Annotated in this window: 27 protein-coding genes; 4 read left to right on the top strand and 23 right to left on the bottom strand. The window is 66.7% G+C overall.

The window, feature by feature from the left end; translation table 11 throughout:
• Positions 1 to 8: 8 nt before the first annotated feature.
• The 3 genes from BMX74_RS01280 to BMX74_RS01275 form a co-directional block, all read right to left on the bottom strand.
• Positions 9 to 1,424 carry an FAD-dependent oxidoreductase gene (locus tag BMX74_RS01280; protein ID WP_091097675.1) on the bottom strand — a complete coding sequence of 472 codons (1,416 nt, stop codon included), beginning with the start codon at positions 1,422 to 1,424 and terminating at the stop codon, positions 9 to 11.
• A 25-nt stretch (positions 1,425 to 1,449) separates the two neighbouring features.
• Complete coding sequence (locus tag BMX74_RS43705) at positions 1,450 to 1,605, bottom strand: hypothetical protein (protein ID WP_177227152.1); 156 nt, start codon at positions 1,603 to 1,605, stop codon at positions 1,450 to 1,452.
• Positions 1,606 to 1,721: 116 nt separating this feature from the next.
• A complete protein-coding gene (locus tag BMX74_RS01275; protein ID WP_091097672.1) occupies positions 1,722 to 2,063 on the bottom strand; it encodes an ArsR/SmtB family transcription factor in 342 nt (113 codons plus the stop codon).
• Between the two features lie 53 nt (positions 2,064 to 2,116).
• On the opposite strand from BMX74_RS01275, the gene BMX74_RS01270 reads away from it, so the two are divergent.
• Positions 2,117 to 3,184: a flavin-containing monooxygenase gene (locus BMX74_RS01270; RefSeq protein ID WP_091097670.1), complete on the top strand. Its 1,068-nt coding sequence runs from the start codon at positions 2,117 to 2,119 to the stop codon at positions 3,182 to 3,184.
• A gap of 650 nt (positions 3,185 to 3,834) precedes the next feature.
• Here the strand turns inward: BMX74_RS01270 and BMX74_RS01265 are convergent.
• The 11 genes from BMX74_RS01265 to BMX74_RS43695 all read right to left on the bottom strand — a co-directional run bounded on the left by BMX74_RS01265 (position 3,835) and on the right by BMX74_RS43695 (position 13,041).
• Positions 3,835 to 5,247 (bottom strand): tyrosine-type recombinase/integrase, encoded by a 1,413-nt coding sequence (locus BMX74_RS01265; protein WP_091097667.1) that lies wholly within the window; start codon positions 5,245 to 5,247, stop codon positions 3,835 to 3,837.
• Entirely contained in the window at positions 5,247 to 5,444 is a 198-nt protein-coding gene (locus BMX74_RS01260; protein ID WP_337959829.1) for a helix-turn-helix transcriptional regulator, read from the bottom strand. The genes BMX74_RS01265 and BMX74_RS01260 overlap by 1 nt, the downstream gene beginning before the upstream one ends.
• A gap of 195 nt (positions 5,445 to 5,639) precedes the next feature.
• On the bottom strand, positions 5,640 to 6,977 hold the full coding sequence (locus BMX74_RS01255; RefSeq protein WP_091097663.1) for a DUF3987 domain-containing protein: 1,338 nt from the start codon (positions 6,975 to 6,977) through the stop codon (positions 5,640 to 5,642).
• Positions 6,974 to 7,891: a bifunctional DNA primase/polymerase gene (locus BMX74_RS01250; RefSeq protein ID WP_091097661.1), complete on the bottom strand. Its 918-nt coding sequence runs from the start codon at positions 7,889 to 7,891 to the stop codon at positions 6,974 to 6,976. The genes BMX74_RS01255 and BMX74_RS01250 overlap by 4 nt, the downstream gene beginning before the upstream one ends.
• A 100-nt stretch (positions 7,892 to 7,991) precedes the next feature.
• Positions 7,992 to 8,225 carry a hypothetical protein gene (locus BMX74_RS01245; RefSeq protein WP_091097659.1) on the bottom strand — a complete coding sequence of 78 codons (234 nt, stop codon included), beginning with the start codon at positions 8,223 to 8,225 and terminating at the stop codon, positions 7,992 to 7,994.
• 164 nt (positions 8,226 to 8,389) lie between these two features.
• Positions 8,390 to 10,603 carry a cell division protein FtsK gene (locus BMX74_RS01240; RefSeq protein WP_218153839.1) on the bottom strand — a complete coding sequence of 738 codons (2,214 nt, stop codon included), beginning with the start codon at positions 10,601 to 10,603 and terminating at the stop codon, positions 8,390 to 8,392.
• Positions 10,600 to 11,712 carry a DUF2637 domain-containing protein gene (locus BMX74_RS01235; RefSeq protein WP_091097657.1) on the bottom strand — a complete coding sequence of 371 codons (1,113 nt, stop codon included), beginning with the start codon at positions 11,710 to 11,712 and terminating at the stop codon, positions 10,600 to 10,602. The genes BMX74_RS01240 and BMX74_RS01235 overlap by 4 nt, the downstream gene beginning before the upstream one ends.
• A 214-nt stretch (positions 11,713 to 11,926) precedes the next feature.
• Positions 11,927 to 12,091 carry a hypothetical protein gene (locus BMX74_RS43700; protein WP_177227150.1) on the bottom strand — a complete coding sequence of 55 codons (165 nt, stop codon included), beginning with the start codon at positions 12,089 to 12,091 and terminating at the stop codon, positions 11,927 to 11,929.
• Positions 12,092 to 12,269: 178 nt separating this feature from the next.
• Positions 12,270 to 12,572 (bottom strand): WhiB family transcriptional regulator, encoded by a 303-nt coding sequence (locus tag BMX74_RS01225; RefSeq protein ID WP_091097652.1) that lies wholly within the window; start codon positions 12,570 to 12,572, stop codon positions 12,270 to 12,272.
• On the bottom strand, positions 12,569 to 12,784 hold the full coding sequence (locus BMX74_RS01220) for a hypothetical protein (RefSeq protein WP_091097650.1): 216 nt from the start codon (positions 12,782 to 12,784) through the stop codon (positions 12,569 to 12,571). Before BMX74_RS01220 ends, BMX74_RS01225 begins: the two co-directional genes overlap by 4 nt.
• An 89-nt stretch (positions 12,785 to 12,873) precedes the next feature.
• Positions 12,874 to 13,041: a hypothetical protein gene (locus BMX74_RS43695; protein ID WP_177227148.1), complete on the bottom strand. Its 168-nt coding sequence runs from the start codon at positions 13,039 to 13,041 to the stop codon at positions 12,874 to 12,876.
• A 290-nt stretch (positions 13,042 to 13,331) separates the two neighbouring features.
• Here BMX74_RS43695 and BMX74_RS01215 point away from each other — a divergent pair, with 290 nt between their 5' ends.
• Positions 13,332 to 14,717, top strand: coding sequence for an NsdA family TPR-like regulatory protein (locus BMX74_RS01215; RefSeq protein WP_091097647.1), 1,386 nt, complete (start codon positions 13,332 to 13,334; stop codon positions 14,715 to 14,717).
• Between the two features lie 66 nt (positions 14,718 to 14,783).
• On the opposite strand, the gene BMX74_RS01210 is transcribed toward BMX74_RS01215, so the two are convergent.
• The 4 genes from BMX74_RS01210 to BMX74_RS01195 all read right to left on the bottom strand — a co-directional run bounded on the left by BMX74_RS01210 (position 14,784) and on the right by BMX74_RS01195 (position 18,023).
• Positions 14,784 to 15,698, bottom strand: a complete 915-nt coding sequence (locus BMX74_RS01210; protein WP_091097645.1) for a phosphotransferase enzyme family protein — start codon at positions 15,696 to 15,698, stop codon at positions 14,784 to 14,786.
• A 3-nt stretch (positions 15,699 to 15,701) separates the two neighbouring features.
• Positions 15,702 to 16,154 (bottom strand): GntR family transcriptional regulator, encoded by a 453-nt coding sequence (locus tag BMX74_RS01205; protein WP_256256720.1) that lies wholly within the window; start codon positions 16,152 to 16,154, stop codon positions 15,702 to 15,704.
• Positions 16,155 to 16,685: 531 nt separating this feature from the next.
• On the bottom strand, positions 16,686 to 17,294 hold the full coding sequence (locus BMX74_RS01200; RefSeq protein ID WP_256256719.1) for a nucleoside-diphosphate kinase: 609 nt from the start codon (positions 17,292 to 17,294) through the stop codon (positions 16,686 to 16,688).
• Between the two features lie 369 nt (positions 17,295 to 17,663).
• On the bottom strand, positions 17,664 to 18,023 hold the full coding sequence (locus BMX74_RS01195) for a hypothetical protein (protein ID WP_091097639.1): 360 nt from the start codon (positions 18,021 to 18,023) through the stop codon (positions 17,664 to 17,666).
• A 175-nt stretch (positions 18,024 to 18,198) separates the two neighbouring features.
• Here BMX74_RS01195 and BMX74_RS01190 point away from each other — a divergent pair, with 175 nt between their 5' ends.
• Together BMX74_RS01190 and BMX74_RS01185 are read left to right on the top strand one after the other, a co-directional pair.
• Positions 18,199 to 19,551, top strand: coding sequence for an NsdA family TPR-like regulatory protein (locus BMX74_RS01190; RefSeq protein ID WP_218153838.1), 1,353 nt, complete (start codon positions 18,199 to 18,201; stop codon positions 19,549 to 19,551).
• On the top strand, positions 19,548 to 20,447 hold the full coding sequence (locus tag BMX74_RS01185; RefSeq protein WP_091097636.1) for a phosphotransferase family protein: 900 nt from the start codon (positions 19,548 to 19,550) through the stop codon (positions 20,445 to 20,447). Before BMX74_RS01190 ends, BMX74_RS01185 begins: the two co-directional genes overlap by 4 nt.
• A 174-nt stretch (positions 20,448 to 20,621) precedes the next feature.
• Here BMX74_RS01185 and BMX74_RS46555 read toward each other — a convergent pair whose 3' ends face one another.
• The 5 genes from BMX74_RS46555 to BMX74_RS01170 all read right to left on the bottom strand — a co-directional run bounded on the left by BMX74_RS46555 (position 20,622) and on the right by BMX74_RS01170 (position 25,993).
• Entirely contained in the window at positions 20,622 to 21,161 is a 540-nt protein-coding gene (locus BMX74_RS46555) for a restriction endonuclease (RefSeq protein ID WP_177227147.1), read from the bottom strand.
• Positions 21,158 to 21,979 (bottom strand): hypothetical protein, encoded by an 822-nt coding sequence (locus BMX74_RS43690; protein WP_177227145.1) that lies wholly within the window; start codon positions 21,977 to 21,979, stop codon positions 21,158 to 21,160. The genes BMX74_RS46555 and BMX74_RS43690 overlap by 4 nt, the downstream gene beginning before the upstream one ends.
• 182 nt (positions 21,980 to 22,161) lie before the next feature.
• Complete coding sequence (locus tag BMX74_RS01180; RefSeq protein WP_091097633.1) at positions 22,162 to 23,613, bottom strand: argonaute/piwi family protein; 1,452 nt, start codon at positions 23,611 to 23,613, stop codon at positions 22,162 to 22,164.
• Positions 23,610 to 24,923, bottom strand: a complete 1,314-nt coding sequence (locus tag BMX74_RS01175; protein WP_177227143.1) for a DUF4365 domain-containing protein — start codon at positions 24,921 to 24,923, stop codon at positions 23,610 to 23,612. Before BMX74_RS01175 ends, BMX74_RS01180 begins: the two co-directional genes overlap by 4 nt.
• Positions 24,924 to 25,333: 410 nt before the next feature.
• Entirely contained in the window at positions 25,334 to 25,993 is a 660-nt protein-coding gene (locus BMX74_RS01170; RefSeq protein ID WP_143078519.1) for a hypothetical protein, read from the bottom strand.
• Positions 25,994 to 26,519: the final 526 nt, after the last annotated feature.

Genomic DNA, 26,519 nt, shown 5'->3' with positions numbered 1-26,519 from the left:
GCTTCCTTTCAGCCGCAGCAGCTGCCGCCGGACTCGGCCGACGCTCCGACGGTGGTGAGCGGGAGCGGGGCCGCCAGCAGGCCGCCGGTGATGCCGGTGGCCAGGCCGACGCGCTGCTCTTGGGCCTCAACCAGGTTGGAGGAGCACACGCCGGTCTCGGGCAGGTCGAGCTGCACATCCCGGGCCGCTTCCCAGTCCCCGGCCAGCGCCGCCACGACCGAGCGGACCTGCTCGTACCCGGTGGCCATCAGGAAGGTCGGGGCGCGGCCGTAGCTCTTGACCCCGACCGCGTAGTAGCCGGGCTCGGGGTGGGCGAGTTCGTCCACGCCGTGGGCCGGGACGGTGCCGCAGGAGTGCCGGTTGGGGTCGATCAGCGGGGCCAGGGCGCGGGTGGAGCCGAGCACCGGGTCCAGGTCCAGGCGCAGTTCGGAGGCGATGGAGTGGTCGGGGCGGTAGCCGGTCGCGCTCACGACCTGGTCCACGGTGACGCTCTGCTCGTGGCCGGACGGGTCGCGGCTGATCACCTGGATGCCCTGGTCGGTGGCGTCGACGCGGTGGGTGAAGAAGCCGGTTAGCAACTGAATGCGGCCGGATTCGACGTGGACGCGCAGCCGGGTGCCGAGCGCGCCGCGAGCCGGGAGAGCGTCGGCCTCGCCGCCACCGTAGGTGCGGCCGGCGTCGCCGGCGCGGATCGCCCAGGTGATCGGCGTGTCCGGCAGCTCGGCCAGCGCGAGCAGGGTAGTGGCGGCCGAGTGGCCCGCGCCGACGACCAGCACGCGCTTGCCCTCGTAGCGGTCACGGTCTGCGCCGAGCACGTCGGGCAGGGCGTGGTCGACGAACACCTCGTGCTCGCCGTGGGCGGGCAAGCCGCTGGCGCCGAGCACGTTCGGGCTGGTGTAGGTGCCGGAGGCATCGATGATCGCTCGCGCCTGCAGCTCGGTGCCATCGGCCAGGCGGATGAGGAACGGCACCTGTTCGCGGCCTGTCGTGCGCACGCGGTCGTAGCCGAGGCGGCTGATCGCGGTGACCTTCGTGCCGAGCCGCACCTTGTCGCCGAACAGCTTGGCCAGCGGGGCGAGGTAGTCGTCGATGAGTTCAGCGCCTGTCGGCAGCCAGTCGGAGTCCGGGGCCGTCCAGCCGTCGGCCTCCAGGAGGCGGCGGGCGGCGGCGTCGATGTTGTACCGGTACGGGCTGAACACCCGTACGTGCCCCCACTGCGCGACCGAGGCGGCAACCCGGTCACCGGCTTCCAAGAGGAGGAAGTCGAGGCCACGCTCGGCCAGGTGGGCGGCGGCGGCCAGCCCGACCGGGCCGGCCCCGATCACGACGACCGGCAGATCGTTCGCCGGCCCGGAGGCGGCCTGCTGAGGGGTGGCGAACTGCTCGATCTCGACGGCAACGGTGCCGCAGCAACTGTCACTCATGACGGCTCTCCTGATGGCGCGCGGGTTAGCGGAAGGACAGGGACGACAGGGCGGAGGCGCGGGCGCGCTCGATGGCGGCGTCGGCGCGGCAGGTGCGGTCGCACACCTCCGAGGTCGCCTCGTTGAAAGTGAAAGCCGAGACGTCGGCGGGGCGGCGCAGGCGGGTGAGCAGAGCGCGCATCGCGCACCTCCTGAATAGAAACTTATCTAAACAGCTCAGAGTCTGAACCACTGATTAGAGGAATGTCAAATTAGATGAGTGCCTAAGCCGAAGGGTGCGGCCCAGCTCCTGCCCAGTCAGCCACACCCGCCGACCGAGGGCGTATCGCCTGGCGGGCAGCACGCGGCCAAGGCGGCCTGCAGGTCGGCCAGCGCCCGCCGCGCCCCGTCGGGGTTGGCGCGGTAGTAGACGGTCTTCCATTCACGTCGAGAGGTGAGCACCCCGCCGTCGCGCAGCGTCGCCAGGTGCGTGGAGGTGGCCGACTGGGCCAGCGACAAGCGCTCGGCCACCTGGCTCACGGTCAGCTCCACCCCGCCCTCGAACAGGAACAGGATCTGCTGGCGGGTGTCGCTGGCCAGGGCCTTGAGAAAGCCGCGTGCCGCGTCGGTGAGCTGGATGCCGCTGCCTTCCGTCTGCATGGCATGACTCTACCGTATTGTCATTTCTGGATATGAGGATATGATCCGGCGGCATGGACACCATCGTCATCGGCGCGGGCCAGTCCGGCCTGACCGCCGCCCGCGCCCTGCTCGACGCCGGCCGCACCCCCGTCATCCTCGAAGCCGGGCACACGCCCACCGGCTCGTGGAGCAGCTACTACGACAGCCTCACCCTGTTCTCGCCCGCCCGGTACAGCGCCCTGCCCGGCCAGGACTTCCCCGGCGACGGCGACCACTACCCCACCCGCGACGAAGTCGTCGCCTACCTGCAGCGCTACGCCGATGGCCTGGACGTCGAGATCCGCACCGGCACCCGCGTCACAGCGGTGGAAGCCGACGGCGCGGGCGGCTTCCACGTCCACACCGCCGTCGGGGACACCCTGCACACCATGGGCGTCATCGCAGCCAGCGGCTCCTTCGGCAACCCCTACGTCCCCGCCCTTCCCGGCCAGGACGGCTACACGGGACAAGCGCTGCATGTGGCCGATTACCGCAACCCCAAGCACTACGCCGGGCAACGCGTCGTGGTGGTCGGCGGCGGCAACTCCGCCATTCAGGTCGCCTACGAATTGGCGGCGGTGGCCGACGTCACGATCGCCTCACGCCAGCCACTGCAGCTCATGCCGCAGATCGTCGGCGGCAGGGACGTGCACTACTGGCACACCACCACCGGCTTCGACCAGCTCCCGCCCGCCTGGCTGGCCCGCATCGCCACCGGCACTCTGGTCATGGACACCGGCGACTACGCCGCCGCCCTGACCGACGGCCGCCTGCAGCGCCGCCCCATGTTCACCGCCTTCGACGGCGACCACCTCATCTGGGTCGACGGCGAACGCGAGAGCGTCGACACGGTCATCTACGCGACCGGCTACCTGCCGCACCTGGACTACCTCGCCCCGCTCGGCGCCCTCGACGAAACGGGGCTGCCCTTGCACGTCGGCGGCCTGTCCACCACGCACCTCGGGCTTGGCTACGTCGGACTGGAGTTCCAGCGCTCCTTCGCCTCCAACACCCTGCGCGGCGTCCACCGCGACGCCGAACACGTAGCGGCACCGATAGCCGCCTACGCCGGCGGAGTTCTGAGTGCTTACGGCCTTTGACCAGGCCCCTCGATATGGGGCACCTCAGGACGACCGCTCGGGTCGTTCACGTTGGGGCCGCCCCGAGCCAATCTCTCAGCGGCGACCGAACAGGCTCCTGCACACACGCGCCTTGAAGCCGTCGAACTTGTCGCACGGCCTGTGGTGTGCGTGATGGCGCCTGGTCCCCTTCCTGCGCTTCGCATGGTTGTGCGGGCGCTTGTGGTGGCTACCACGTCTCACATGTGTCCTTCTCTTGGCCACTGGCTGAGAGACCCGCTCAGCGGCTCCGCCAGCGGAGGCAGCGGCAGGCGGAGGGCTGACTGGGGATGGCGTGGGCGCGGAAGGTACGCGCGGAGCCGTTCCGAACGACATGGCGGCGATATTGGGGGGGCATCGGTCGTTCAGGGCGCTTGAATGCCTGTCCGGCAGAGAATCCGAGACCAACGCCGAACCCTAGGGTGCCTGCGAATGCAAGCGCCAACCACAGTCCCCTCCAGCTTCGATGGGGCGTGGAGGGCGTGCCACGCAAGAAGGCGGAGGGTGGAAGGTTGTTCATGATGACCCCCGAGATCAAGAACGGATAGTTAGTTGACGATCACACTGGGCTATTGGTTCGCCCGGCCGGGCTGCCATAGGAGCCCGGTACCAGGACCGGGCCCCTATGGGCCCTATTCGTCAAGGGCTTCGGCGATGCGTCGCTTGGCGGCCTCGTCCTGGCCCACGATGCACTTGGCGTAGATCCGTAGGAGCACGTCCACGCTGTGTCCGGCCCACTCCGCCACCTGGGGCGCCGGGACGCCAGCGTTGAGCCACATGGAGACGCAGGCGTGGCGCAGGTCGTAGGGTCGGGCCGCCAGCGGCGAGGCGAACTCCTTTTCCGTCAGGGCCGTCTTGCGAGCGGCCTTCCAGGCTCTGCGGTAGGTGATGAACGGCAGTTCGCCGACCTTGACGCCGTAGAACAGGCGGCCCTGCGGGCCCTTGTCGAACGTGTCGAGGTGAGCGCGAAGAATGCGCACCAGCGGTGGCGGGATAGGGACAGTGCGGCTGTGACCGGCGGCGCGATGTTTGAGTGCGCGTTCCTCGCGTGCCGTGCCGCTGTCCGTCCAGTCACGGCCGGCGTACGGGGCGGCCTTGAGGAGGTGGAGTTCTCCCCAGGCGTCGGCTGGCTCTTCCAATGCGCCCGTGCCTTCATTCCGGATCAACGGGGGAAGGAAGACGTTGTCGCGGCGTAGGTTGACGGCCTCCTCGGGACGCAGTGCGGCGTAGTACATGAGGGCGAAGAAGGCCACGAGACGTTCGCCGCTTGGCTTCTGGGCGGCCACGGCGGCGAGGAGTGCCTTGGCCTGGGTGTGGTTGACGACGCTGCGCCGGTCGACCTCGTAGGCGTTGGCCGGCGGCTTCCACTTCAGCGTCTTGAGCGGGTTGGCGGGCAGGAGCTTGAGTTCCGTGGCGTAGTCGAGGGCGTTGGACAGGAGCATGCGGTGCTTGCGGACGGTGCTGGGGGCGGCGCGGTTGCCGTCCAGCAGGGAGGTGGCCGCCTCCAGCAGGTCGCGGACGAGCCCGGGGTCGTCCATGAGGGCGGAGATGGGTTTGGTGTTGTCGGCGAGCCATTCCAGGGCGGCGCTGGCTTCCTCTGGCGCTTCCTGACGTTGCTTGGTGTTGAAGCCCCACCGGTGCATCGCCGAGCGCAACACGCGGTCATCCGGCTTGCCGCGCGTACTGGCGTACATGACGGGCGTTGCAGCGGTGAGAGCGCGGGCGATGTCCTGGCGGTACTTCGGGGCCGCGCTCTTCCACTTCATGTCGGCGAACTTGCAGGCGAAGTCGTACCAGCTCATCTCTGGGCGGTCGGTGCGGGCCCAGGAGACGGGTTCGCCGGTGAGGGTGCTGAAGGCTTCGCCGTTGCGGGCGGCGGTGAGCAGGGCGCCTCGGAAGGTGTCGGCCTGGGCGGCGAGCTTGAACGAGCGCTTCCAGGTCTTCGTGGTGGTCTGCCAGGCCACGCGGTAGGAGGTGACGTTGCCGACCGCGTTCTTCCTCGTCTCGATGGCGTAGACGCGGACGTTGTAGGTGATGTCCTTCATCAGGCGGCCTCCTCCATCGTGGCGAGCCAGCGGTCCAGGTCGGCGCGGCGGATACGGAGGTCGCCGTTGGGCAGCTTGAGGCAGCGCGGGGCGCGGCCCTTGGCTCGCCAGTCGTAGAAGGTCGAGCGGGAGATCTGGAGTTCGGCGCAGAGGTCGGCGAGGGTGAGCATTCCTCGCTGGGTGGTGCCGGTTGCCAAGTGCGGCTCCTTGTGGATCAGGTGGTTGGGTGTTCGGCCCCGTGCTTGGTGGCTGTGGGCCGGGAGTTGATCAGGACGAAAGAAGAAGAAAGAACGGGTCGATGCGGTGGAGCCCCGATGGTGGTGATCGACTTCGTTCGTGGCCTACGAAGAAAGGGCCGTCCTCTTTCGCTGCTGCTTGCTGGGCTGCGTAGGTCATGAGGTCTTGTTTCTTCTTTGTTCGTTCGGGCTGGTGCGGCGGTAGCGGACGGACGGGCGGCCGCCTGTGGGCGTGGTGAAGGTCTCGTACTGGCCGGTGGCCGTGAGGCTGGTCAGGAGTTCGTCGAGGGTCTGTTTGGGGACGTTGCGGGAGAACAGGGCGCTGATCTCCGAGCGGGTCAGGCCGGTGTCGGCGGTCTGGTCGAGGGCGCGGCGGATGCGGTCGATCTTCGGGTCGCGCATCTGCTTGTCCAGGACGAAGACGGCTGAGGCGATGGAGTAGCGGACCAGGGCGGCGGCGGCTCCGAGGTCTTCTGTGGTGATGTGGGTTCGGGCGTCGAGGGCCGCGTAGAGGGCGGCGATGCGCAGGCAGTACGGGGCCGAGCGCCGGGTGAACTCGGTCCAGGCGTGGTCTTCGTCGTCGGCGGCGGTGAACTCCTCGTACAGCTCCGTCGACCACAGAGCGCGAGCGTCCTCGTCAAGGGCGATGCGCTTGATCTGGCGGGCGGCCTTGACGGCGTCGTGGAGCCGGCCGCTGAGGCTGGCGAGGACGTCGGGGGCGACTCCTTCCGGGATGGGCAGGCGCTTGGAGCGCTCGACGTAGATGGGCAGGAAGCGGTTGTAGGAGCCGCCGGCCATGTCCGCCTCGGCCAGGCGCATGCGGAACTCTTTAGGTGTGATGTGGCCGATGATCGCGATGTGCGGGTTGGAGGCCCGGTACGCGTTGCGGGTCAGTACGGCGAGCGTGCGGCCGTCCCATGCCTGGCGGAGCATCGTGCCGAGCGTGGAGCCCTCGCGCTTGGCGCGGGCCATGACAGTGGAGAACTCCGGCTCGGTGACCGACAGGCGCTTGTCCATCGTGCCGCCGGGGTCGTCCGGGCTGTCAGGGTCACGGATGCGCTCGATCAGCCCTTCACCGGAGGACAGGCCGGTGACGCACAGGTCGCCGTAGCCGATACCGGCGTGGTGCAGGAAGATCTCGGCGGTGTCGGTGGCCTGGCCTTTCCGGCCGGAGCCGGTGCGGCCGAACAGCAGCGGCCAGATCAGGAGCGGGTGGCGGGTGTTGCCGATCTGGACGTACGGAGCCGGGCCGATGACCGCGCCGCAGGCGGACAGCGCAGAGACCAGCACGCCGACCGGGTCGGCCTCGGTGGACGGGTCGGCAGCCCTCACCAGTTCCCCTGGGAGGCCGTAGAACATGGCTGGGTCGGCGGCCGGTGGCGGGACCGGTAGGCCGAGGGTCAGGTCGCCGGACTGGTCGCGGTGCAGGCGGGTGATGGTCGCATGGGCGTCGAGGTTCTCCAGGATGGTGTTGGCGTCGAGTGGGTTGGTCATGCAATCCCCTGGCGTGGCTGGCGGGCTCCGGCAGTCAGGCCGGAGCGGATAGTGGCAGCGGCTTCTCGGGGGGACAGGCCGGTGGCCTGGGCGGCGGTGTGCAGGGCGTCTTCGGTCAGGCGGTGCGGCAGCAGCCCGGCGGCGACGAGCTGGCCGAGGGCGAACGCGGCGGCGTTCAGGGTGTGGTTGCGGGTGCCCGGCCTGGCGTCGAGCACCTGCTGCAGCTCGTTGCGGAGTGCGGTCGTCGCGTAGCCCGCGGACTGGTTTCCGAGGGCGGCCAAGACGTCGGAGACATGAACCGGCTGGCGGTCGTAGTTCGATTGGGTAAGTCGTTCCGCCAGCCAGGACGGCAGTGGCGCAGGCTCGGTGGTGTGGATGGCGTCGTAGGTTCCGGTGCCGTCCGGGAGGTCGACGTAGCTGCCTGGCGCGACAACGTAGCCGCCGCTGGCGCGGGTGTCGATCAGCCAGCCGAGTCCTTGGCCCTTGGTGCCGGAGGTGTTGCCGAGTGTCAGCCCTTCTGGAGCGGTGAAGTACAAGTGGGTGCCGCCGCGTCGGGTTCGGACCTGGAAGGTCTCCAGCGGTAGCGGGTGGCCGGCCTGCTCGCACAGCAGGGCCAGGACGTCTGCGCCGTCGTTGACGCCGGGCTGGTTCCAGGGTGGCGGTGGCTGCTCGCCGTTCTTCGGGGTGTCCAGGTCGATGGCGACCAGTTGGGACGGGCCGGTGGCGATGCCGATGTTGTACGGCGTACCGGTCCAGAAGCGGCGGATGGTGTCGGGGTCGGTCGTGTTGTGCTCCTTCCACTTCCAGCCCTTGGGCGGCACCTTGTCCCCCGGCGTGAGCGGGAAGACGTGCCAGCCTCGGGCGGCGGCGGCCAGCGCGTAGGGCAGCGTCTGGCGGGGCGGATGAGGTGTCATGCTGGTGGCTGCTCCTTGAGTCGGCCCTGCGGGCCGGTGATCGGTTGGGGCACGGGCCCCGGCGTCGTGCTTGGTGGCTGTGCGCCGGGGCCCTTCGTGGTCAGCGGTCGTGGTGCAGGCGGCGGACGTAGTTCCACAGGTGGCGGCCGAGGCGTAGGCGCAGGCCGGTGGCGTCGCAGCGCCGGCAGTAGCGGACGCCTCGGCCGATGCGGTGTGGGATGCGGCCTTTGCCCTGGCACTTGCGGCAGCGGCCGAACGGGCTCATGTAGCACGTCGAGACGTAACAGAGCGTGCTGATGATCGTGGTGATAGCGACGAGCAGGACAGGGAGCACAACAGCCTCCTGGGCCGGGTTTCGGGCGTGGTCGAGGAGGGCCGCTAGCGTGCTAACGGCCTGGCCAGGGCGGATTTCTGGTGCTAGCGGGGCTGCTAGCGCTAGCAGGGTCGGCTACTAGCGCTAGCAGGGTCGGCTACTAGCGCTAGCAGCCCCGTGACGGCTCAGCCGGAGCGCTTCTGACGGTTACGCTCGGCGATGGCCTCAGTGAGATCGTCGAGGCGGATGCCGCGCCGGGTGACGGGCTTGCCGTCGATGCGGCGGCCGATGTCGCCGACCCGCAGGCCGTGCGGCTTGAGGGCGCTGGTGAGCTGCTCGGACTTCCAGCCGGCGTAGACGTCGGGACGGAGCTCGGTCAGACGGGCGCACAGGGCTTCGTTCCAGGCTGCCGTCTCCCCGGCGGGCCAGACCTCGGCGAGGTCGGCCAGGACGTCGAAGACCGGTGCGTCCTCGCGGGCTTGGGTGCCGGGTTCGGGCAGGGTGCCGGCCAGGCCGCGGAGCCGCTTGGCGCGGGCGACGACCTTGTCGGCGTCGTTGGTGTCGAGGTAGTACGAGCGACGGGCGGCGGGCTTGCCGAGGCCGGCGAGGATGCCCCAACCGGCCTCCATCACCGGCTGGAACACTGTGGCGCGGTAACCCTGCTTGTACATCGAGGTGCCGAGGATCATGTCGTTCGCGGTCTGGTCGGCGACGCTCATGCAGTAGCGGGTGTTGACGTTGCGGGTGATGCCGGTCGGCAGGCTGTCCTTGTCCGGGATCTGGGTGCCCAGGAGCAGGATCACGCCCAGGGCGCGGCCGAGCTTGATGACCTTCTCGCAGACCTCGCCGGCTTCCTTGCCGTACTGCGGGTGCAGGAACAGCTCTTGGATCTCGTCCACGGCCACGATCAGCGGGTGCAGGCCCGAGCCCTTGAGCGAGGCCAGTTCGGGCGTGACCTTGTTCTCGGGTGCCTTGCCGAGGGCGTGGTAGTGGGCGATGCGCTTGGAGCGGCGTTCGCACTCCTTGTAGAGCCAGGCGAACATCGCGGCGCAGCGGGCGATCGTCTCGTCGTCGAAGCCGTTGCCGTACTCGGTGCAGACCGGTTCCAGGACCTTGAAGTCTCCTACTCCCTTCAGTTCGTAGATGCGCAGCTCGGCGCGCGGATCGAGGGCGGCGGCCAGGACCGCGAGCCTGAGCCCGAACGTCTTGCCCGAGCCGGGCTGCCCGCCGACGAGCCAGTTGCGGAACACCAACTCGGCGTTGACGGTCTCCATCCGCGGGGTCGTGGCGAACGGGAACGGCTTGAACACGTCCACCTGGCCGTCACGAAGCAGCGGCCAGGGCGGCTGCTTCATCTGGGAGGCGGGTTCGTAGCCGACCCACAGGGCGAGGCGGCCGGGGTGGCCGGCGGCCGGTTCGGGCCAGACCTGGTCCAGCGGGAGCCGCATGGCCGAGGCGAGGCGGCCTCGGCGGGCCACCACCTCGGCGGCTTCCACGCCGAACGGCAGGTCGACGATGGCCAGGTGGCCGGGGCCGTCTCGGTGGATCTCCTGCGGGAAGCTGATGGCGTTCGGGTCCTTTGAGACTGCTTGTGTGATGCCGGAGATGCCGCAGTGGAGCAGCGCGCGGCGTACCAGCTCGGCGGTCAGCTTGCGGTAGCGCGGTGCCTCGTTCACGCGGTCCGTGATCGGGCTGTCGGCCGGGCGTCCGGCTCGGGCCAGCAGCGGTATGGCCAGGACCAGCGCGCCGAGGCGCGCCCAGTCAGGCAGGTCGGCCACCAGGAAGACCAGCAGGCCGGCCAGAGCCGCGACGGTCAGCACCAGGACGACCGACCAGCGCCAGCGGGACTGGCGCTGGCGCTGCCTGTCGAGCTTGAGCCACATCTCCGGGTCGTTGCGGTCGGCGGCGTACTGGCGGAGCGCCCAGTTGCCCTCTTCCGCGGTCGCCCAGTGCAGCAGGCGGCCGATGGAAACGAAGACGCCGGGGATCGCGTACCAGAGCGTCTTGACCAGGTACTTCGGCGAACGTACGCAGTGGTAGCCGAGGGCATAGGCGGCGTCACGAGCCTGCCAGGCGATCATCGCGCGGATGGACTGCCAGGTGCGCAGCCATGCCGGGATGATGGGCGCGCGGCGCTGGGCGGTCCGGGCTACGACCGGTACGGCGTCCTCGTCGGACGGGTCCACCGGTGGGCCGAGGACGCGGTCGGTGACGGCGACGGTCTCGTGGTCGAAGAACTCGTCGTCCGTGTCGTCGACCGGCCGAGGACGGCGACGAGAATCGAGCGGTACGACCTCGGCGTCGCCCCTCTCGTCCTGGTCGCGTTCGGACCACTCGAAGTCGTGCAGCTCCTGGCCGGGCGTGGGACGGCGGTCGGGTTCGTTCGGGGTGTGGGTCATGATGAGTACACCTCGTGTGCCTTGGCGGTAGCGGGGTGGCGGGGCGCGGCCACTGTTCTTGGCGGAGTGGAGGCCGCGCCCTGCTCTTCTGACTTGGCGCGGTCGGACCGCGCTTCGTCCGGTCGGTCGTCTGCGGTCGGACTGTGCGGTCCGTCCGCCTCGTCGTCGGCGGTCCGTCCGGCGGTCGTGGACCGCTCGGGCGGGGCCTCGGTCCGCAGTCGGGACAGGAGGGCTCCGGCGCGGTCGGTGGAGATGGACTGACCGGTCTGCCGGATGGCATCGCGGAGCCGGTCACGAGTGAGCGGGACCTTGCGCGTCTCGTGGTCGGCGGCGATCTGCCAGCCGAGCGTCATCAGGTCGTCGACGTCGGCGCGCGGCCGGACGCTCTTCTTGCTGATTCTGGGCTTGGGCTTCGGCGGGAGTGCCGGCCGCTCGGGCACGGGTGCGAGTGCGACCCGTTCGGGAGCGAGTTCGCCCAGCCGGTACAGCGCACGTTCGCGGCGGGTGGCCTTGAACCGCCACAGCCTGCCGTACCGGTCCTGAAGGTCAGTGCGGGCGAGGATGCGGTCGCGTTCCCGATTGAGTGCGTTCGGATACGACCGGATCTCCCACAGCACCATCCGCCGCCATAGGGCGAACGTGGACGGGAAGGCCAGGAGCCACCGCGAGAGCCGGATGGACTCTATGTGGTCGGGCCTGGTCAGGTCGGCGCGCTTCCGGATGGCGTACGCACCGACCTCCACCGCCACCACCCACAGGCCGGGAAGCATCGCGTGGGCGATGATCCCGAACAGGGTGTCCTCGGCGGCCACGTTGAGGTAGACCGTGGCGGCCGTCAGCGCCCAGGGCACCAGCCGGAGCAGGCGAAGGCGCATGCCGAGCCGGGCCAAGACGATGTCGAGCGCCGAGAAGACGGCGATGCCGAGGTCGATCCCGAGTGGAACGATCCAGGCGAACCATCCGAAGGACGGCGTGGCGGCCTTCGCCACCGTGGCGAAGCTGATGACGAAGCCGAGCAGACCTAGGCTCGCCACCGCAGCGGCGGTGACCGAGATCGCGGTCTGTTCGCCCTCGCTCAGCGGCCGAGGTCCGTAGATGGTGGCGGTCATCGGCCCCACCGTCCCCAGCACCGCGGACAGCCGGGCCGGTCGCACCAGTTCGAACGATGGCTGGACCAGATCCGGAGCACCTTGTCAGGCGATCCGGCGGCAGTGACGGTGAAGCGTACGGCCTGGCGGATTCGGAAGCGCTCCTGCGCGATCCGTACGAGATCGCAGGACACGAAGCCGGCGGCGAACACCACCAGGTAGATCAGGACAGTAATCACAGGGTTCTCCTGAGCGGGGCGTGGGTCTCGTGGTCGAGGTCGGCGGCGAACACCGTGCGGCGGCACGGTGCGCAGTAGAACTGGACGGGGCCGCCGTCGAGCTGCGTGCTGCAGCGCGGACAGCAGGTGCCCGGCCACGGCGACAGGTGAATGGCGTTCATGTGACCTCCCTTCAGATGCCCGACTGTGAGCGGGCGAGGATGCGGCACATGGGGCAGCCGGGCAGGCATCGCGTGCCGTGAGCCGTACAGACCTCGACCTGGCGGCGGACACCGCACCCACGGCACCCGAACGCGCTACGGGAGCGCCTGCCGCAGTCGGCGCACTGGAAGCGAGCCATCAGGCGGCCACCTCCCCCAGGTCCCGGAGCTCCTCGACGGTCAGGCCCGCCCAGATGCCGGCCTCGGGCGCCACGGCCAGCGCGTACGCCAGGCAGGCCGCGCGGGCCGGGCACTCGGCGCACAGGGCCTTGGCCTTCGCCTCGCGCGCCTCCCGGACATCGTCCGGCTCGGACTCGAACAGGTCGGGACCGGTGAAGAGTTCGGCGTCGCCGCTCTCGCAGGCCGGGTCGGCGTTCAGCAGGTCGTCTCGGAGGTCGGACAGTTCCTCGTCGCTCAGGACGCCGGCGGCCGGCTCACTCATCGACGCACCCCCAGCAGGGTCGCGAGGGCCTCGGCGACGGCGAGTCGGTGGCAGGACGGGCAGATCGGCGGAGTGGGAGCCTCCTCCTCCGGGTCGATCTCCTCGGCGCCACCGCACACGAGGCAGGTCCACTGGACAGAGGACCAGGTCACGGTGTGCATGGGCAGGTCGAGGTCGGACGTGGGCTGTGTGTTGCTGGACCCGTGGGTCATAGTTGAGACACCTCTTCTAAGGGGTGCCGGGGCGCGGATCAGGTTTGGCGACTTTGGGCCGCGCCCCGGCTTCTTCCGTTTGGTGTGGTTCAGCCGAGACCGTTGCTGAAGACGGTCAGGGCTTGGACGATCTTCTGTACGGCGTCCACGCCGGTGTTGACGGCGACCGCGGCCTTGTGCGGCTGAGTGACCACGAAGAAGGCCGCGAGGATCATCAGCACCGTGGGCAGGAAACGGCGGGGTCGGAGAGCAGGCATCGGGCGTGATCCCTTCTGGTCGTCGCGGAGCCTGTCTCTCCTGGTGACAGCCCCTCTCACGAGAAGCTGTCCTGTACAGGTATAGAACAGGCTTGGCGGGTCCGTCAAGGTCCTTTCGGGGCCCGCCGTGTTCGTGGCACCAGAAAACCGCGCAGGTCAGGGGGTACGGCAGCGTTCAAAAGACGGTGCAATTGAGCGAAGGGGGGTGCACTGCGGCCTGGAGGGGGTGCAAACTGTCCGCGACAGTTTGATCACATAGGGTTGCGAACCCGTTGCGCGACGGGAGGGCCATGAAGCTCCGAGAGCCGAACCACCAGCTCGCAGCGGTCATGGCGAGAGCCGCATGCTCCAACAAGGCCCTGGCGCGACGGGTGCAGGACGTGGCCGCAAGCCACGGCGCCGACATTCGCTGCGATCACGTGTCGGTGAAACGCTGGCTCGACGGAATGCACCCCCGCGGACTGACCCCGCACTTCATCGCCGAGGCCCTCACGCGCAAGCTGGGCGAGCGAGTGACCGTTCGCGACATCGGCATGATGTACGCCGAGGCGACGCCGTTCACGACCAGTTCGCTGAAGCAGTCCGATTGCCTGGCCGATGACGTGACCGTCCTCGTCTCCGGAGACCTGTCGGCCAATCCCCAGGTGGTGGAGAGCGACATTTCCGCAGACTCTTGGAACGACTCCATGGTCACCTGGCTGATCAACCCCGTACCGCCTCCGAAGCCGCTGGCTGAAGGCCGGTTGGTCACCGCTTCCAGCGTCGAGGCCGTACGGGAGACGACGGCGATGTTCGCGAAGCTCGACTACCGGTTCGGCGGCGGGCACGCCCGCTCCACGGTGGTCCAGTACATCGCCATGGAGGTGGAGCCGCTTCTCAAGCACGTCAGGTCCGACACGGCGCTCGGCAAGGAGTTCCTCTCGGAGACGGCGGCCATGCTGCGCTTGACGGCCTGGATGGCGTACGACACCGGCCGGCACGGCCTCGCCCAGCAGTACATGACGAAGGCCCTCCACCTGGCCCGCGAGGCGGGCAACCGGATGCTCGGCGGACGCATCCTCGCCGGCATGAGTCACCAGGCGAACTACCTCGGGCACTACGCCATGGCGGTGAACCTCGCACGAGCAGCGCAGATGGGTGCCATGGGTGCGGCCACACCGACAGCCATGGCGCTCTTCAGCGCCATGGAGGCGCGAGCCCTGGCCTCACAAGGCGACAAGGTCGCATGCAGCCGGGCCCTCGGTGAGGCCGAGCGCTGGTTCGAGCGGCGCGTCCCGGAGGAGGACCCCGTCTGGCTCAAGTACTTCGACGAGGCGGAGCTGGCGGCGGAGTTCGCGCATTGCTTCCGAGATCTGGGCCAGCATCACCGAGCCCGCGACCGGGTGCTGGAGAGTGTGGAACTGTCCGAGAGCCTCTACGTCCGCAGCCTGTCCTTCGTCCGTACCATCCTGGCCACGAGCCATGTGGCCAATGGCGACCTCGATCACGGGCTCGCCGTGGCGCGGGAGGTCGTGACGACTGTGGCCGACCTGCGGTCGGCCCGCACACGACGATACGTACGTGAATTCACCAAGCAGCTCGCACGCTATGGGAACGATCCACGGGTACGCGAGTTTCAGACATTCGCCGAGACAAGGCTCGTTCGCGCCCGATTGGAAGCAGGCGCAGCACGATAGGCGGCCCGCCGGACTGATTCGCCTGCTACATCCTCAGGCTCCGTGTAGCCGATTCAATGCGGTTACTCAGAAGGGACGCCAGGCGCGTGGCAGATCGTCATGCCGTAGCGACGCCACGCGCCGATCGAACTCCGCCCGGATCTCCGGGCTGTGGCCGACGTTCTGCATGAGCCACGTCGTCATCGTCGTCTCACGAATGCGGCGCAACGTGTGGAAGCCGGGCCACTCGGTGATGTCGAAGCCGTAGGCGTCCACAGCCTGTGCGTACTCCTCCCGTGACAGCCATTGGAACCCTCTGAAGGGAATCCCAACCGCCGTGCTGAGATCCCACTCGCGTGGGCCGAAGCTGAACGTCTCGAAATCAAGGAGGATGACATTTCCGTCCGTACGACGGAGAAGGTTGCCTCTATGAGCGTCGCCGTGGATATGGCCGGCGGGCAACGCGAACTCCAACGCGTTGTACTCGGCGTACAGCTCCTTGAGGCGCCCACGGAGGAACTCGATGTCCTCGTCTGGAACGCCTTGAGCAGCGTCCAAGCGGCTCTCTACACGGCCCAGAGGATCGAACAGCGGCAGGACGAGGTCCACAGGCTTGTGTAGCGCGTGCAGCTCTCGCAGCATCGCCGCCAGGTCCTGGAAGCCAGGAGCCTGGTCGGCGCTTTCCACATGGCGCCAGAACGTCACCACCCTGCCCTCATGCACCAACCCCTGGGGGCAGCCGTGGAAGAGCCGCACGCCGGGGAAGCCGGCCTCTTCCAGCCATCGCCCGATGGCCACTTCCTTCTGGACATCGGCGAGGAGATTCACACTACGAGCGATTCTCACTACCACCGGGGCGGACGCGAGGCGGAACAGGATGTTCTCTCCCACTCGCAGAGGAACCGCGTCGTGGCTGTCCAGCCCGGCCTCCTGGCAGGCCGCCGTCAGCGCCCTTTGGGCGTCCTGCAGAGAGAAGCCTCGCGCGGTGTGGGACTCCGTCATGAACTAGCCCTCGCTGTTCGTATCAGAAGGTGGTGGCTTGGTGGCCACGAACCGGCCTTTGCTGGGGATGACGACGATCAGGCCCTCCTGCTGAAGCAGTTCCAGGGCCTTGCGTACCGTTATGCGTGCCGTGCCGAACCTTGCCGCCAGGACAGGTTCGCCAGGCAGGCGGACGTCCGGCGCGAACTCGCCAGCCTTGATGGCGGCGCGGAGCTGGTTCGCCACGTCTTCGTAGCGGGTGCTCGGCTGTACGTCCGGCGCGGCTTGGCCGTGCACCCTGCGGCCTCGTCCCATCTGGCTGACGACCAGGCCCTCGCGCTCCAGCTCCGCGAGCGCCTGGCGGACAGTGCCGCGAGCCACGCCGAACTCGGCCATCAAGGCCGCCTCCGACGGGATCATTCCGCCTGGCGGGTACTCCCCCGTGGTGATCCGGCGGCGGAGGTCGTCGGCCAGCATGGCGTATGTGGGCTGAGCTTTGCCTTGCGTCATGGGGCTCCCTCGCGAGCAGCAACAAGACTCAAGGCTAGGACGACGGGGCCTGAGCGGGTTCCGTGTCGCTTCACAGTGGCCGTCAGGGACATAAGCTCACCTCGCCCGAGAGGAGCTGCGCCCAGATGTCACCCACCGCCTTGCGGCGCCATGGGCCGGCGTACATCACGCGAGGAGGTGCCGTCCGCTCCGTTCGACGGATTCGATAGCTGCCGCCGCATGCCAGTAACTCGTAGACGATGGGCTGGCATGCACACGTGTAGTCGAGCGTTCGGGACTGAGCCGGCGTGTCCGTGGTCCAGGTGAGGGACGATGTCCTGCCGTTGGCCAGGCATGGCGGATGCGGAGCAAGCCCCGGACATGGCCACCCGTCCTCGTCTGGAACCGGCGGCTGAGGAGGGGTACCGGCAGGCGCCCTCCCGGTTCTTCTGGGGCTATTGGAGGGCATCCATCACTCCAGCTCTCCGGCCGAGAATCTGGTCAGCGCGGCGGCGTTGCTCATCGAGGATGCGCCTCCTGGTGCAGGATGTGCCGGTAGGGCTCGCCGAACCAGATCTTGAAGTCGGCTGCGGCGTCGGCGGGACTGTCGCTGGAGTGGACGAGGTTGCGGATGAGCCGCCCGTCGGCGGCGGCCTTCTCGGCGCTGTCGTCGCCGTAGAAGCCGCGAATCGTTACGGACGGAGCGCGAGACGGGTCGTAGTGACCGAGCAGGTCCCGTACCTGCTGGGCGGTGTCGTTCGTCTCCCCGCGCGCGAGTGCCACCGTCACGGTGGAGCCGACGTAGTGATCGATGAGATCGGCACGGACGTCGAACGGGAAGCGATGCCGCAGCTCCAGCATGTCGGCGTAGTGCGCGAGGATCTGCCGGGCGGTGACGATGACTTCTCGGGTCCGGACGATGGTCACGGTGCCAGCGATCCATTCGAGGATCGGTTCGACGAGTCTGCGGTCCGTCGCGTCGGGCTTGCACATCACGACCGTCCAGCGACCCCACCCGCCTGGCGGCTCATCGAAGGTACGCGCCGTCACGCCCCCGCCTGCGACCGGAGTAGCACGCGAGGTCATCGGGCAGATCGGTACAGAGTTGCCGGCTTCCAGACCCGTCATGAATGGCCGCATCATCCGGCCCTCCGTAGTGACTCGGAACGCTGTGCTGAGCCGATGCGCGGCTGCCAAGCCGCAGCATCGTCGACATGGTCGCTACCCAGATCCACGAGAGGACGTAGGGGGTCGAACGCGAGGATGCGTTCCTAAATCCCTTGAGGAGTAAGGGCTTTGCGGTACCCACCGTCCTCGGCCGTTTCGCCGAGGTATACGGCAGTGAAGTGCTGGCTGCCAGATTCCCAACGCACGAGCCATTGGCCATCGGCGTGGTGTTGCAGGTAGACGGCCCACGCCCATCCAAGTTCGTCCGGGACGAACGGCAGGGCGCTCGCAAAGGATGGAGGGTCGGTGGTCATGAAGCCTCGGCAAATGTCATGGGGACGGAAGCTGATGTGAGAGGCCCATCTGCGGGAGCTGGCCGTCGCTGCGCAGCGAGACGACCGGCGGCGTGTCCGCGGCGGGCGCTTCGCCCTCGTCGACAGCCCACACCTGCGCCTGCCAGACCACTTGGGTGACGCCCTCATTGGCCGACGTACTCATCGCGGTCATGAGGAAGAGCCGCGCGACGGCGTCGTACCGGTCGGTGGGCAGGTCGAGTGTGCCACTCAGCCGCCATGTCTGGCCGGCATCGCTCGACACGAGAAGAGCGAGCAGCGCCGAGCGCCTCGGTAACACGGACGCCTCGGCCGGCTGCTGGAAGGCGGGACGGAGGGCCGCATTAAGGGCCTGCATCGTGTTCTGCTCCTCACGTACGGTGATGGTTCTCTTCCACCTTGGACTCGTACGACTCAGCCGGGAACACCAGCGAGGCAGGCAGTCAAGAGTCAGACCGCGGTCAGATCTCGGTCAGTTAGGCGGGGCCGCGGACGCACCACCATGCGACGATGCGCACAGAGGGAGGCAGCCAATGTCAGACCCGAATCTGCTCTTGCAGCAGGCGCGAGAGCGATTGCCGTCCCCTGCGGACCCTGGCGAGCACGCCTCGCGCCAGGAGCTGGCAGACCTGGTCAACGCCTGGTTGTTCAAGAACCATCACCGGCAGGGCGGCCTGACTCAGGAGTACATCGGAAAGTTGGAACGCGGCGAAGTCCGCTGGCCCAATGCCGACTACCGGAAAGCGTTCCGCGCCATTCTCGGCGCCGAACATGACAGGGACCTGGGATTCAACAGATCCCGACGTTCAAATTCGGTCGTTACCGTGACAGATGTGGATCGCAAAGGCTTCATCCGTACTGCGCTCGGGGCAGCCGCCGCCATCCCCCTCGCCGAGCTGGCCCTACCTGCCCAGGCCACCGCGGCACCGTCCGTCATCCAGCCATCAGACATCGCCGAACTCCGCAACATCGCCCATGTCTTCACCACCTGGGACCACACCTACGGCGGCGGGCTGGTGCGCGAGGCCGTCGTCGGGCAGCTGCGTTTCGCGGTCGGCCTCCTGAAGCAGTCCCGCTGCCCGTCCAAGCTGCATGCTCCCCTGTACGCCGCAGTCGGCTGGCTTGCCCACGCCGCTGCGTTCATGGCCTTCGACGCCTACGCCCACGAGGACGCCCGCAGAATGTTCGCCCTCGCACTCACCTGCGCTGAGGAGGCCAACGACTGGCACCTCCGAGCCAAGGTGCTCTCCTCGATGGCGCGACAGTCCATCTGGTGCGGCGACGCCGACAACGGGCTGACCTTGGTGGAGTTCGCGATGGTGCGAGCCGACCGCCTGACCCCGGCCGAACGAGCCATGCTGCGCGGAGCCCAGGCACGCGCCTTCGCCAAGCTGGGCCGGACACAGGAAGCATTGAAGGCCGTCGCAGAGGCGGACACGGAATACGACCACATCCGTCCCGGTGAAGAGCAGCCCTGGATGCGGTACTACGATGCCGCCCAGCACTCAGGCGACACCGGCCACGCCCTGTTCGACCTGGTCATTCTCGACAGGACAACAACCGGCAAGCCGGCCAGCGACGCGATCGACAACAGGTACCTGGGCGAGGCGTCGACGAGGCTCGCGAACGCTGTGGCCGGCCACACCCCGGCTTACGTCCGCTCCCGCGCCATCAGCGGCATCAAACTGGCCTCCCTCACCATGGCGACCGGAGATCCCGAGGAGGCGGCCTCCATCGGAGGGCGAGCCGTCACCGACGCCGGCACCGTGCGCTCCCGCCGCGCCCAGGACGACATGAAGGAACTCGCCAAGTTCTCTCTCCCCCACAAGAACCGGACACCCGTGGCCCTGCTCCGCCACCGCATCCGGGAGGCCGTCCAGACATGACCCAGACCAGCAACGCCGAGGCAGCCGCCTGGACCGTCCTCGACGCAGCCAGCCGCCGCGCCGGCCTCGACCCGTCGGGCGCCGAGCTGATGCGACTCGGCGAAAACGCCCTCTTCCGACTCCCCGGCGGCATCGTCGCCCGCGTCTCCCGCCCCGGCCAGCTCGCCGCCGCAAAACGCGAAGTAGCAGTGGCACGCTGGCTCGGAGCCAACCACGTACCCGCCGTCCAGACATGGCCAGACATCGACCAACCCATCGAGGTCGACGACCGAGCAATCACCTGGTGGCAAGAACTCCCACCCCACCGCCCCGGCACGGCCCTCACGGTCGCTACCGCACTACGCCGCCTCCACGACCTCCCCCCACCGACCGACTTCGACATCGGCCGCTTGGACCCGTTCGTACGACTCGCCGAGCGGATCGACCGTGCCACCACCCTCACCGAAGCGGACCGGGCGTGGATGCGCACCCACCTGGCTGAGTTGAAGACGCGTTATGCAGCACTGCCCGAGGGCTTGCCACAGACAGTGGTGCACGGCGACGCATGGATCGGCAACGTGGTGAGCACTAACGACGGCAAAGTCGTGCTGCTCGACCTGGAACGCTGCTCGATCGGCCCACCCGAATGGGACCTGACCTCCACAGCCGTGAAAGCATTCACCCTCGCCGGAATCACCAGCAAGGACTACGACATCTTCGTTCGCACATACGGGCACGACGTCACATCATGGGCCGGGTTCGAGACGCTCCGAGACACCCGCGAGTTCCGCATGACATGCATGGCCGCCCAGGTGGCAGCCGAAAACCCCGCCCGGCTCGACGAGGTGCTGCTGAGACTGGCCTGCCTGCGTGGCGAGCATGGCTCAAGACCGTGGATCTGGACAGCCGTTCCGTAGCGGCCTAGTCCTGGTTAGGTCGACTTTGTGGTCCCAAATGGCGGCCGACACCTGGCGAAGGCTTCGTGCGCGATGCTGGATGCGCTGCACCTCTTGCCGTAAGGTGTTCGTTCGGCTGCCTAAATCTCTCTCGTGACACCAAACAAAAGCCCGACACTGCAGAAGCGAGATCTGCTACGGCCCGAAGTAGATAGTTCCGTTCGCCGTCAACTGGCTATTGCGCCTATGCAACAGCGTTGCAAGGTCACCAGGTTCCGTGAGTGTGCGTAGGTCATCTGTTGTAATAACCAGGATGCGAATATGCCTGATGAGCGCGGCCGCCCCGATAGCGTAGGCGCGATCGCGATGCTGCCGATGGCCAGTAATCCCGTTAGCTGCAGCAAGGACTCCTAATGAGCAGCCTCGATCCACCATGACATTGACGAAGTATCCAAGAGTCGTACTATCGACAGGTTTCGACCAATTCTTGCATTCGACGAGGAAATTTTCTGGCAAGAGAGGCAGCCCTTGCTGTAGACGCATGTTGCTGACCGCCAGGTCAGCTTCCTCCGTGCCGTAGTGGTTCAGTGCATTCCGCGTCACCTCACACCCGGGAATTGATGATATCAGATAGGCAAGTAGGTTCTCGTAGTTACGTCCACGCCCCTCGTTCGTGCCTGCACCGCCTGCCCGCCTAAGATACGCTGCGATCCGCGCTTGATATATCCAGCTCATAGCACTGAGCCGCCATGTACAATCGCGTTCCGTCTGTTGCGCAGCACAGCCGCCAGCGTCTGCCCGCGCAGCAACTGTATGAGATCGGTGATCTCGAAACCAATGAGCAATGGCCATGGACTATCGGGCCATCGAACGGGACCAGGATCTATCGAGAAGCAAATTATGACGCCGAAGCTTGCACCCCGTTTGGCGATTTTGCCCGCCAGCTCAGCAAGGATTTGCTGCGCGACTCGCGGCTCTCGCAACAACTTGAATTCAAACAAAAGCGGATCGGGGAAGATGGTCTCTGTGCCACGAACCCATCCAGCCGCGTCGTATCCCATATCTTGCTTATTGCCCGCCTCTACGTCAGCTCCGCCGGCCCGCAACAAGCGCAACGCAATCTCCTCAAACAGGTACGCGGACTGATCCGATACAAGCTGCTGTTCTCGTAGGACCTCGAGATCGCGACTAATGGCGTCGAGCATATGATGATCTACCCTTGGCGGATCTTCCCCTACTGGCCTGAAGTCATTACTGATAACGCTGATAAACTGCTTGATTCGGGCAGCAAGCGTTGGCTGGTTTGTGAGAGAGACCCTCGCCAAAGGCAGCGGCGCCAGCGACGAGTCCACCTTCCGTGGCGGTTCCGCAATGAGCAGGACGGGGATATGTTTCCCGATGGCGACGCCGATGTCGAGGAAGAGTGCCGATGGTGTCTCCCAGCCGGAGCGGGCTGGGAAGACTGCCACAACAAAGTCAACATCGGGGAGCCAGTAGCCCGTCGCGTCTGCAGGCGGCGCCTGAAGGGCTCTCTCAGGGGTGACAACCTCCACGTTCGCCTCGTGTAGTGCTCTGTGAAGGGCCGATAGGTCACAGTGGTACTCGACTACCAGGTAGCAACGCACCAGAGCAGCATAGGTGTGTCCGCTGACAAAAACATACGGAAGCGACGATGCGGCGTGTGCTGCCAAGGCGTTCGGTCACTCAGGCGATTCAGCTGCACCGTCACGCAGTTCTACATGTAGTAGGCGTAGCGGGTGGCGATCCGGGCGTCGAACGGCACATGCTTGAGAATGGACCCGACCCGATAGGCAGTACGCAAAGTCAGCGGGTCACGTTCATCCAGCTGAGCGTTGTTCCAGTTCATCTTGGACAGGGCAAGGATGTCGGTGCCAGCGAGCAGCAGATCCGTGCCCCGTGACGCAGGCCGGATCAGCAGCGGTTGAGGGACGTACATACCGGGATAAGTGCGGAAATACGGCACCGAGCCGCGGGTGTACAGCAGCAACGAACGTGCGTCCAACTGCACCGTGGTGCCACGCAACGGCGGGAGTTGTCCCGTGCGATACAGGTGCGGGGCCCCGCGCCTCTGGATCCACAGCATGTCTACATGATCGATATCGCGCTCGTCGGCAGCTTCGTGGAATCCGTCGATTTCTCCCGGCGTGAAGCTGGAGGTCTTGTGCACAACGATTCGCGCGGGCTGGTGCCCATGAGTACTGCGGTATTCGGCCAAGGCGTCCAACAACAGCCGCCGGGCGTCGGAGAGCACCAAGTGTGGCTGGCGGTCACTCTTGGAGATCTGCGCGGTCCCGCCACGTACGACGACGCCGTCACCGCGCTCGTTGAAGACCTGGGCAACGGCGGTGTGCAACTCCTCGCCGCTCGCAGCGCGGTAGAAGCTTACGCCGATGTAGCAGGTGGCCAAGTCCGAGCTGTGGCGCTTCATGCGCCAGGGTGTCCCTCCAGCCTTGTAGTACAGGGCGGTATGGAGATTCCAGGCTCTGGTGGCTTCGTCTTGCAGGAGTCGAACGCCCTGGCCACCGGTCCTAGTCGGGATCCCGGTCCAGGTCTCCCTGCGCATCAACTGCAGCGGCGCCGGCAGCGTGAGCGTGGCGGCTTTGAGCAGGTCGTGGAAATCGCCTCCGGCCTCACGCTCTTCCGGCTCCTCCTCGTTTTCGCCCGTGCCATCCGCCGACAGCCGTAGGTTTTCACGGTCATTGAGCTCCTCGGGACGGGCACAGATCACGACGCGGCAGCGCCCGGTCTCGGCCAACGATCGAGCGGCATCCGCGTAGATCTCGACCGCATCGGTGGTAGCAGAGACAGCGTCGGCGCGGGACAAGCGCCGTAGTTGGCGTTCTGGGATCTCGCGGATAAGAGCGTCGTCGAAGACGAGCTCAGCGCCGAACTCGGAGTCGAGGCTGAAGCCCGGAAAAGGTTGGTGCAGGTTCTCCTGCCCGGGCTTCGTCTCCTTGGCCTCGATCGGCCCCTGGCAGCGCTGCAGCCAGTTCCGTATGCCATCCATCGCCTGAGCAGAACCGACCAGGGCGACTGAGATCTGGTGCGGCGCAGACGGGGAGTCAGCGTCGGCCGGACCGAATACGCTGATGCCGTGGCGGGGATCAATGTGGCGGTTTCCGGCACGGAACTCCAACTCTGGCTCGTGCAGGACGTGCGCTTTCATCGCGGCAGCTCCCACAGCCCCTCGGTCAGCCCGTTCACGGTCGGCTGAGGAGTGGGTTCTTGGGGAATCCAGATCATCTCGTCGATCGCGGCATCACAGTCCAGCTCCAGCAGCTGGCCGAATCGAATGCGCTCATCCCGTCTGCTGAACAGAGTGTCCTCACCTTGCAGGTAGTCGGCCCAGGCCCGCACGAGTTGATAGACAGCGTTGTTGCGTTCCATGCGCTTGATCTTTTTGACGTACTCGGCGTCGTACAGCGAGTCACGCCGACCGTCGGTGGTGAAGTGATAGGTAGGGTTGATCTCCAAATACCACTGCTCGCTCCAGCGGCGGAAGTACAGGCCAGCAGCGTAATGGCGACAATAGCTGATCTTAGTTTCGTCATCCTTACCGAAGTAGGGGGTAAAGAAGCTGCGTCCGCGGCTGCCCCGATAGCGACCCTTGATCTTCCGGTTGGAGCGGTCTGGCGGAGCTTGCATGAAGACGACCTTCTTTTTCGGATGCCAGACCAGTTCTTGATGATGCGCCGAACGCAGCGTGAAGTTCAGCAGCGATACGAAGCGCCGTTGCAGGTCGTGATCCTCGGTGCTTGCCCAAGTCTCGGTCGGGACGGATCTCACCGGACCGTCGCACAGCACGGCCAGCGGGCCTTCATCCAGTCGAGAAAGTGAGAAGACCCGCCCAGCTGCCAGGTAGAAGCCGCCCTCGAAATTGTTGCCGTTCGAGCGCATCCGCTCCCAGGCTTCACCGCGGTCGCGGCATGGCGTCGATGCCTCATAGATAAGCGGAGCGAACCCCTCGACAGTGAGCAGGTTCGAGACGAGTTGCTCACTGCCCTCAAGCCGCGGCAGCGGCTCCCCGGCCGGCACACCCATGGCCGACAGCCGGCTGAAGGCGTTGGGGTCGAAGCGATCCGCAGTCTTGTCGAACTGCACGATGCGCCGCACCCTGCGCTCGGGGTCGGCGAACCACGTATCGATACGTTTCCACCACGCCTCCTGGATACGAAGGTCCACACAGATCAGCACTACTGGGCGGCCCAGTCGGAGCCAGTAGTCGATGTGGTCGGCCTTGCACGGGAACTTGAACCCGGTCGCCGTCTCGCCCGGAAACCCGACTTCCGTGGCCTTCACCTGAGCTAGGACGGCGACCCCGGTGACCTCGCGGTCAGCAGCCACGAGCTCGATCTGACCGTCGATCGCGAAGTCTCGCCGAGTGTCATTCCACACGTGGCCGGCATCGGAGACGGCCTTATCAACGAAAGCTTCGCCTCGGTATCCGGCCCGCTGCTGGTCGCTGCGCTTCGGCACCTGATTACCGCTTCGACACGGGCGCAGGTGTACACGCCGTCTGGTTGAATCCGGTTGACCGACGTCGCCTCGCATCAAAGTCCCACGCCATGCGCTGATCCTTCGCTGTCTAGCTGATGGGCTCGGCCCACAGCATAGGAGACCCCACTGACAATTACGGATGGCAAAGGCGGCAGCCGACAGAGGGACGAGCGGCAATCGGCTGGGTCACCACGTCGGCAGCCGAGTAGTGCCACCATCATGAGGATGCATTAGTGTCGCGCACACTCCACAGGCATCGGAATCCGCTATACTAGCTGCTTTGGCGCCCAATTGCCCCAAGGGATGCCACCAGTCGCCAGGGACACGAAAACGGCATATGTGTCGCATCCGAAGCATAGAGGCAGCCGTTATGTGGGAATTTTCCGGCGTTAGCTGTTGCGCTGGCGATCCGCGCCATACGGCAGAATAACGTCCTCGCGAGCAAGAACGTCGGCAAGGTTCAACATGAGTTCCACGAAAATCCTGCGCGAATCGATCGAAGCCGCGTCTGCGATGCCCCAATCCTGCATCAGGCGTCGCGTCATCTCCCTGTCTTCAGCGCTGGCGATATTCAGTTTCAGCTTGAGCAGAGATGCGTAGGTTTCTGGAAGTGCCCTCAAACGCAGCTCCATCCGCTGATTTGCCGTTCGGCTTTGCGGCGTGTGTTCCTCGGCGATGGTCAGGGCATAGAGATCCCCAATCTCCTGGAGCTGACGGATGACGAAGTCGCGACGTTCCTGTCGTCGCTGCTCGTCTCGCTGCTGCTGTAGTCGTGTGTCGGCTGTGGCCCGTTCTTCGCGCAGACGCCGGTCGGCGTCCTCGCGATCCTGCTCACGCTCTTGGTCGCCGGCTTCCTTGTCCGCCACTCTTCGAAGTGCTTCCACGCGCCAGCCGACGAGCGCGATGACGAGGGCGGCGATGACAGCAGCAACGGTGCCCCAGCCCTGCAGATGATCCGTGAGAGGTACCGGATCCGGATCCTTAACCACTGTGATGGTCACAGTGGCGGTGGGCTGAGGCGCGCTCGACTGCTTAAGGGTCGTGGTCACGCTGGGCAACGGTGACGATGGCGCGGCGGGAGTCACTCAGCACCTGCACTTTTGGTCCCGGCCGGGCGGCCACAAGCTTGTCCTAAGTCATTCACCGGTTAGCCTCCTTGCCTAAGCGTAGGGCGGGCCTGTATTGGTTAATGCTCCGATAACGCCGACCACTCCCACGACCATGGGGCCTACCCGTTCCATGCCCTCGCCCCCAGTATGAGGGCGCCTGCGCACGACTTTCACCGAGAGCGACCGTGTCTGACACTCGTAGCGTTTCCAGCGGACCGGAACCCGCGCTCGTTAGGCGGCGCGGCGGCCTGTCAGCCGGCGAAGCGCTCAAGCATTGCCTACTGTCGGTGGGGCGCCTCAATCCAGTCGTTGACACAGTGATCGTTCCCAATGCGTCCCCAGCGAAAGCCAGGAAGCACGACGTCGGTCATAAAACTGCAGGTAGATGGCATGATAGCCCCCTGTCGCTCATCGGACTCCTAAAGCGGGTGCCGCAGGTTCGAATCCTGCCGGGGGCACTCTTCAG

Source organism: Nonomuraea pusilla (assembly GCF_900109355.1).
In the GTDB taxonomy this organism is placed as follows: Bacteria; Actinomycetota; Actinomycetes; order Streptosporangiales; family Streptosporangiaceae; genus Nonomuraea; species Nonomuraea pusilla.
Note: the sequence above shows the minus strand (reverse complement) of the source record. Positions and strands in the feature narration are given on the sequence as shown.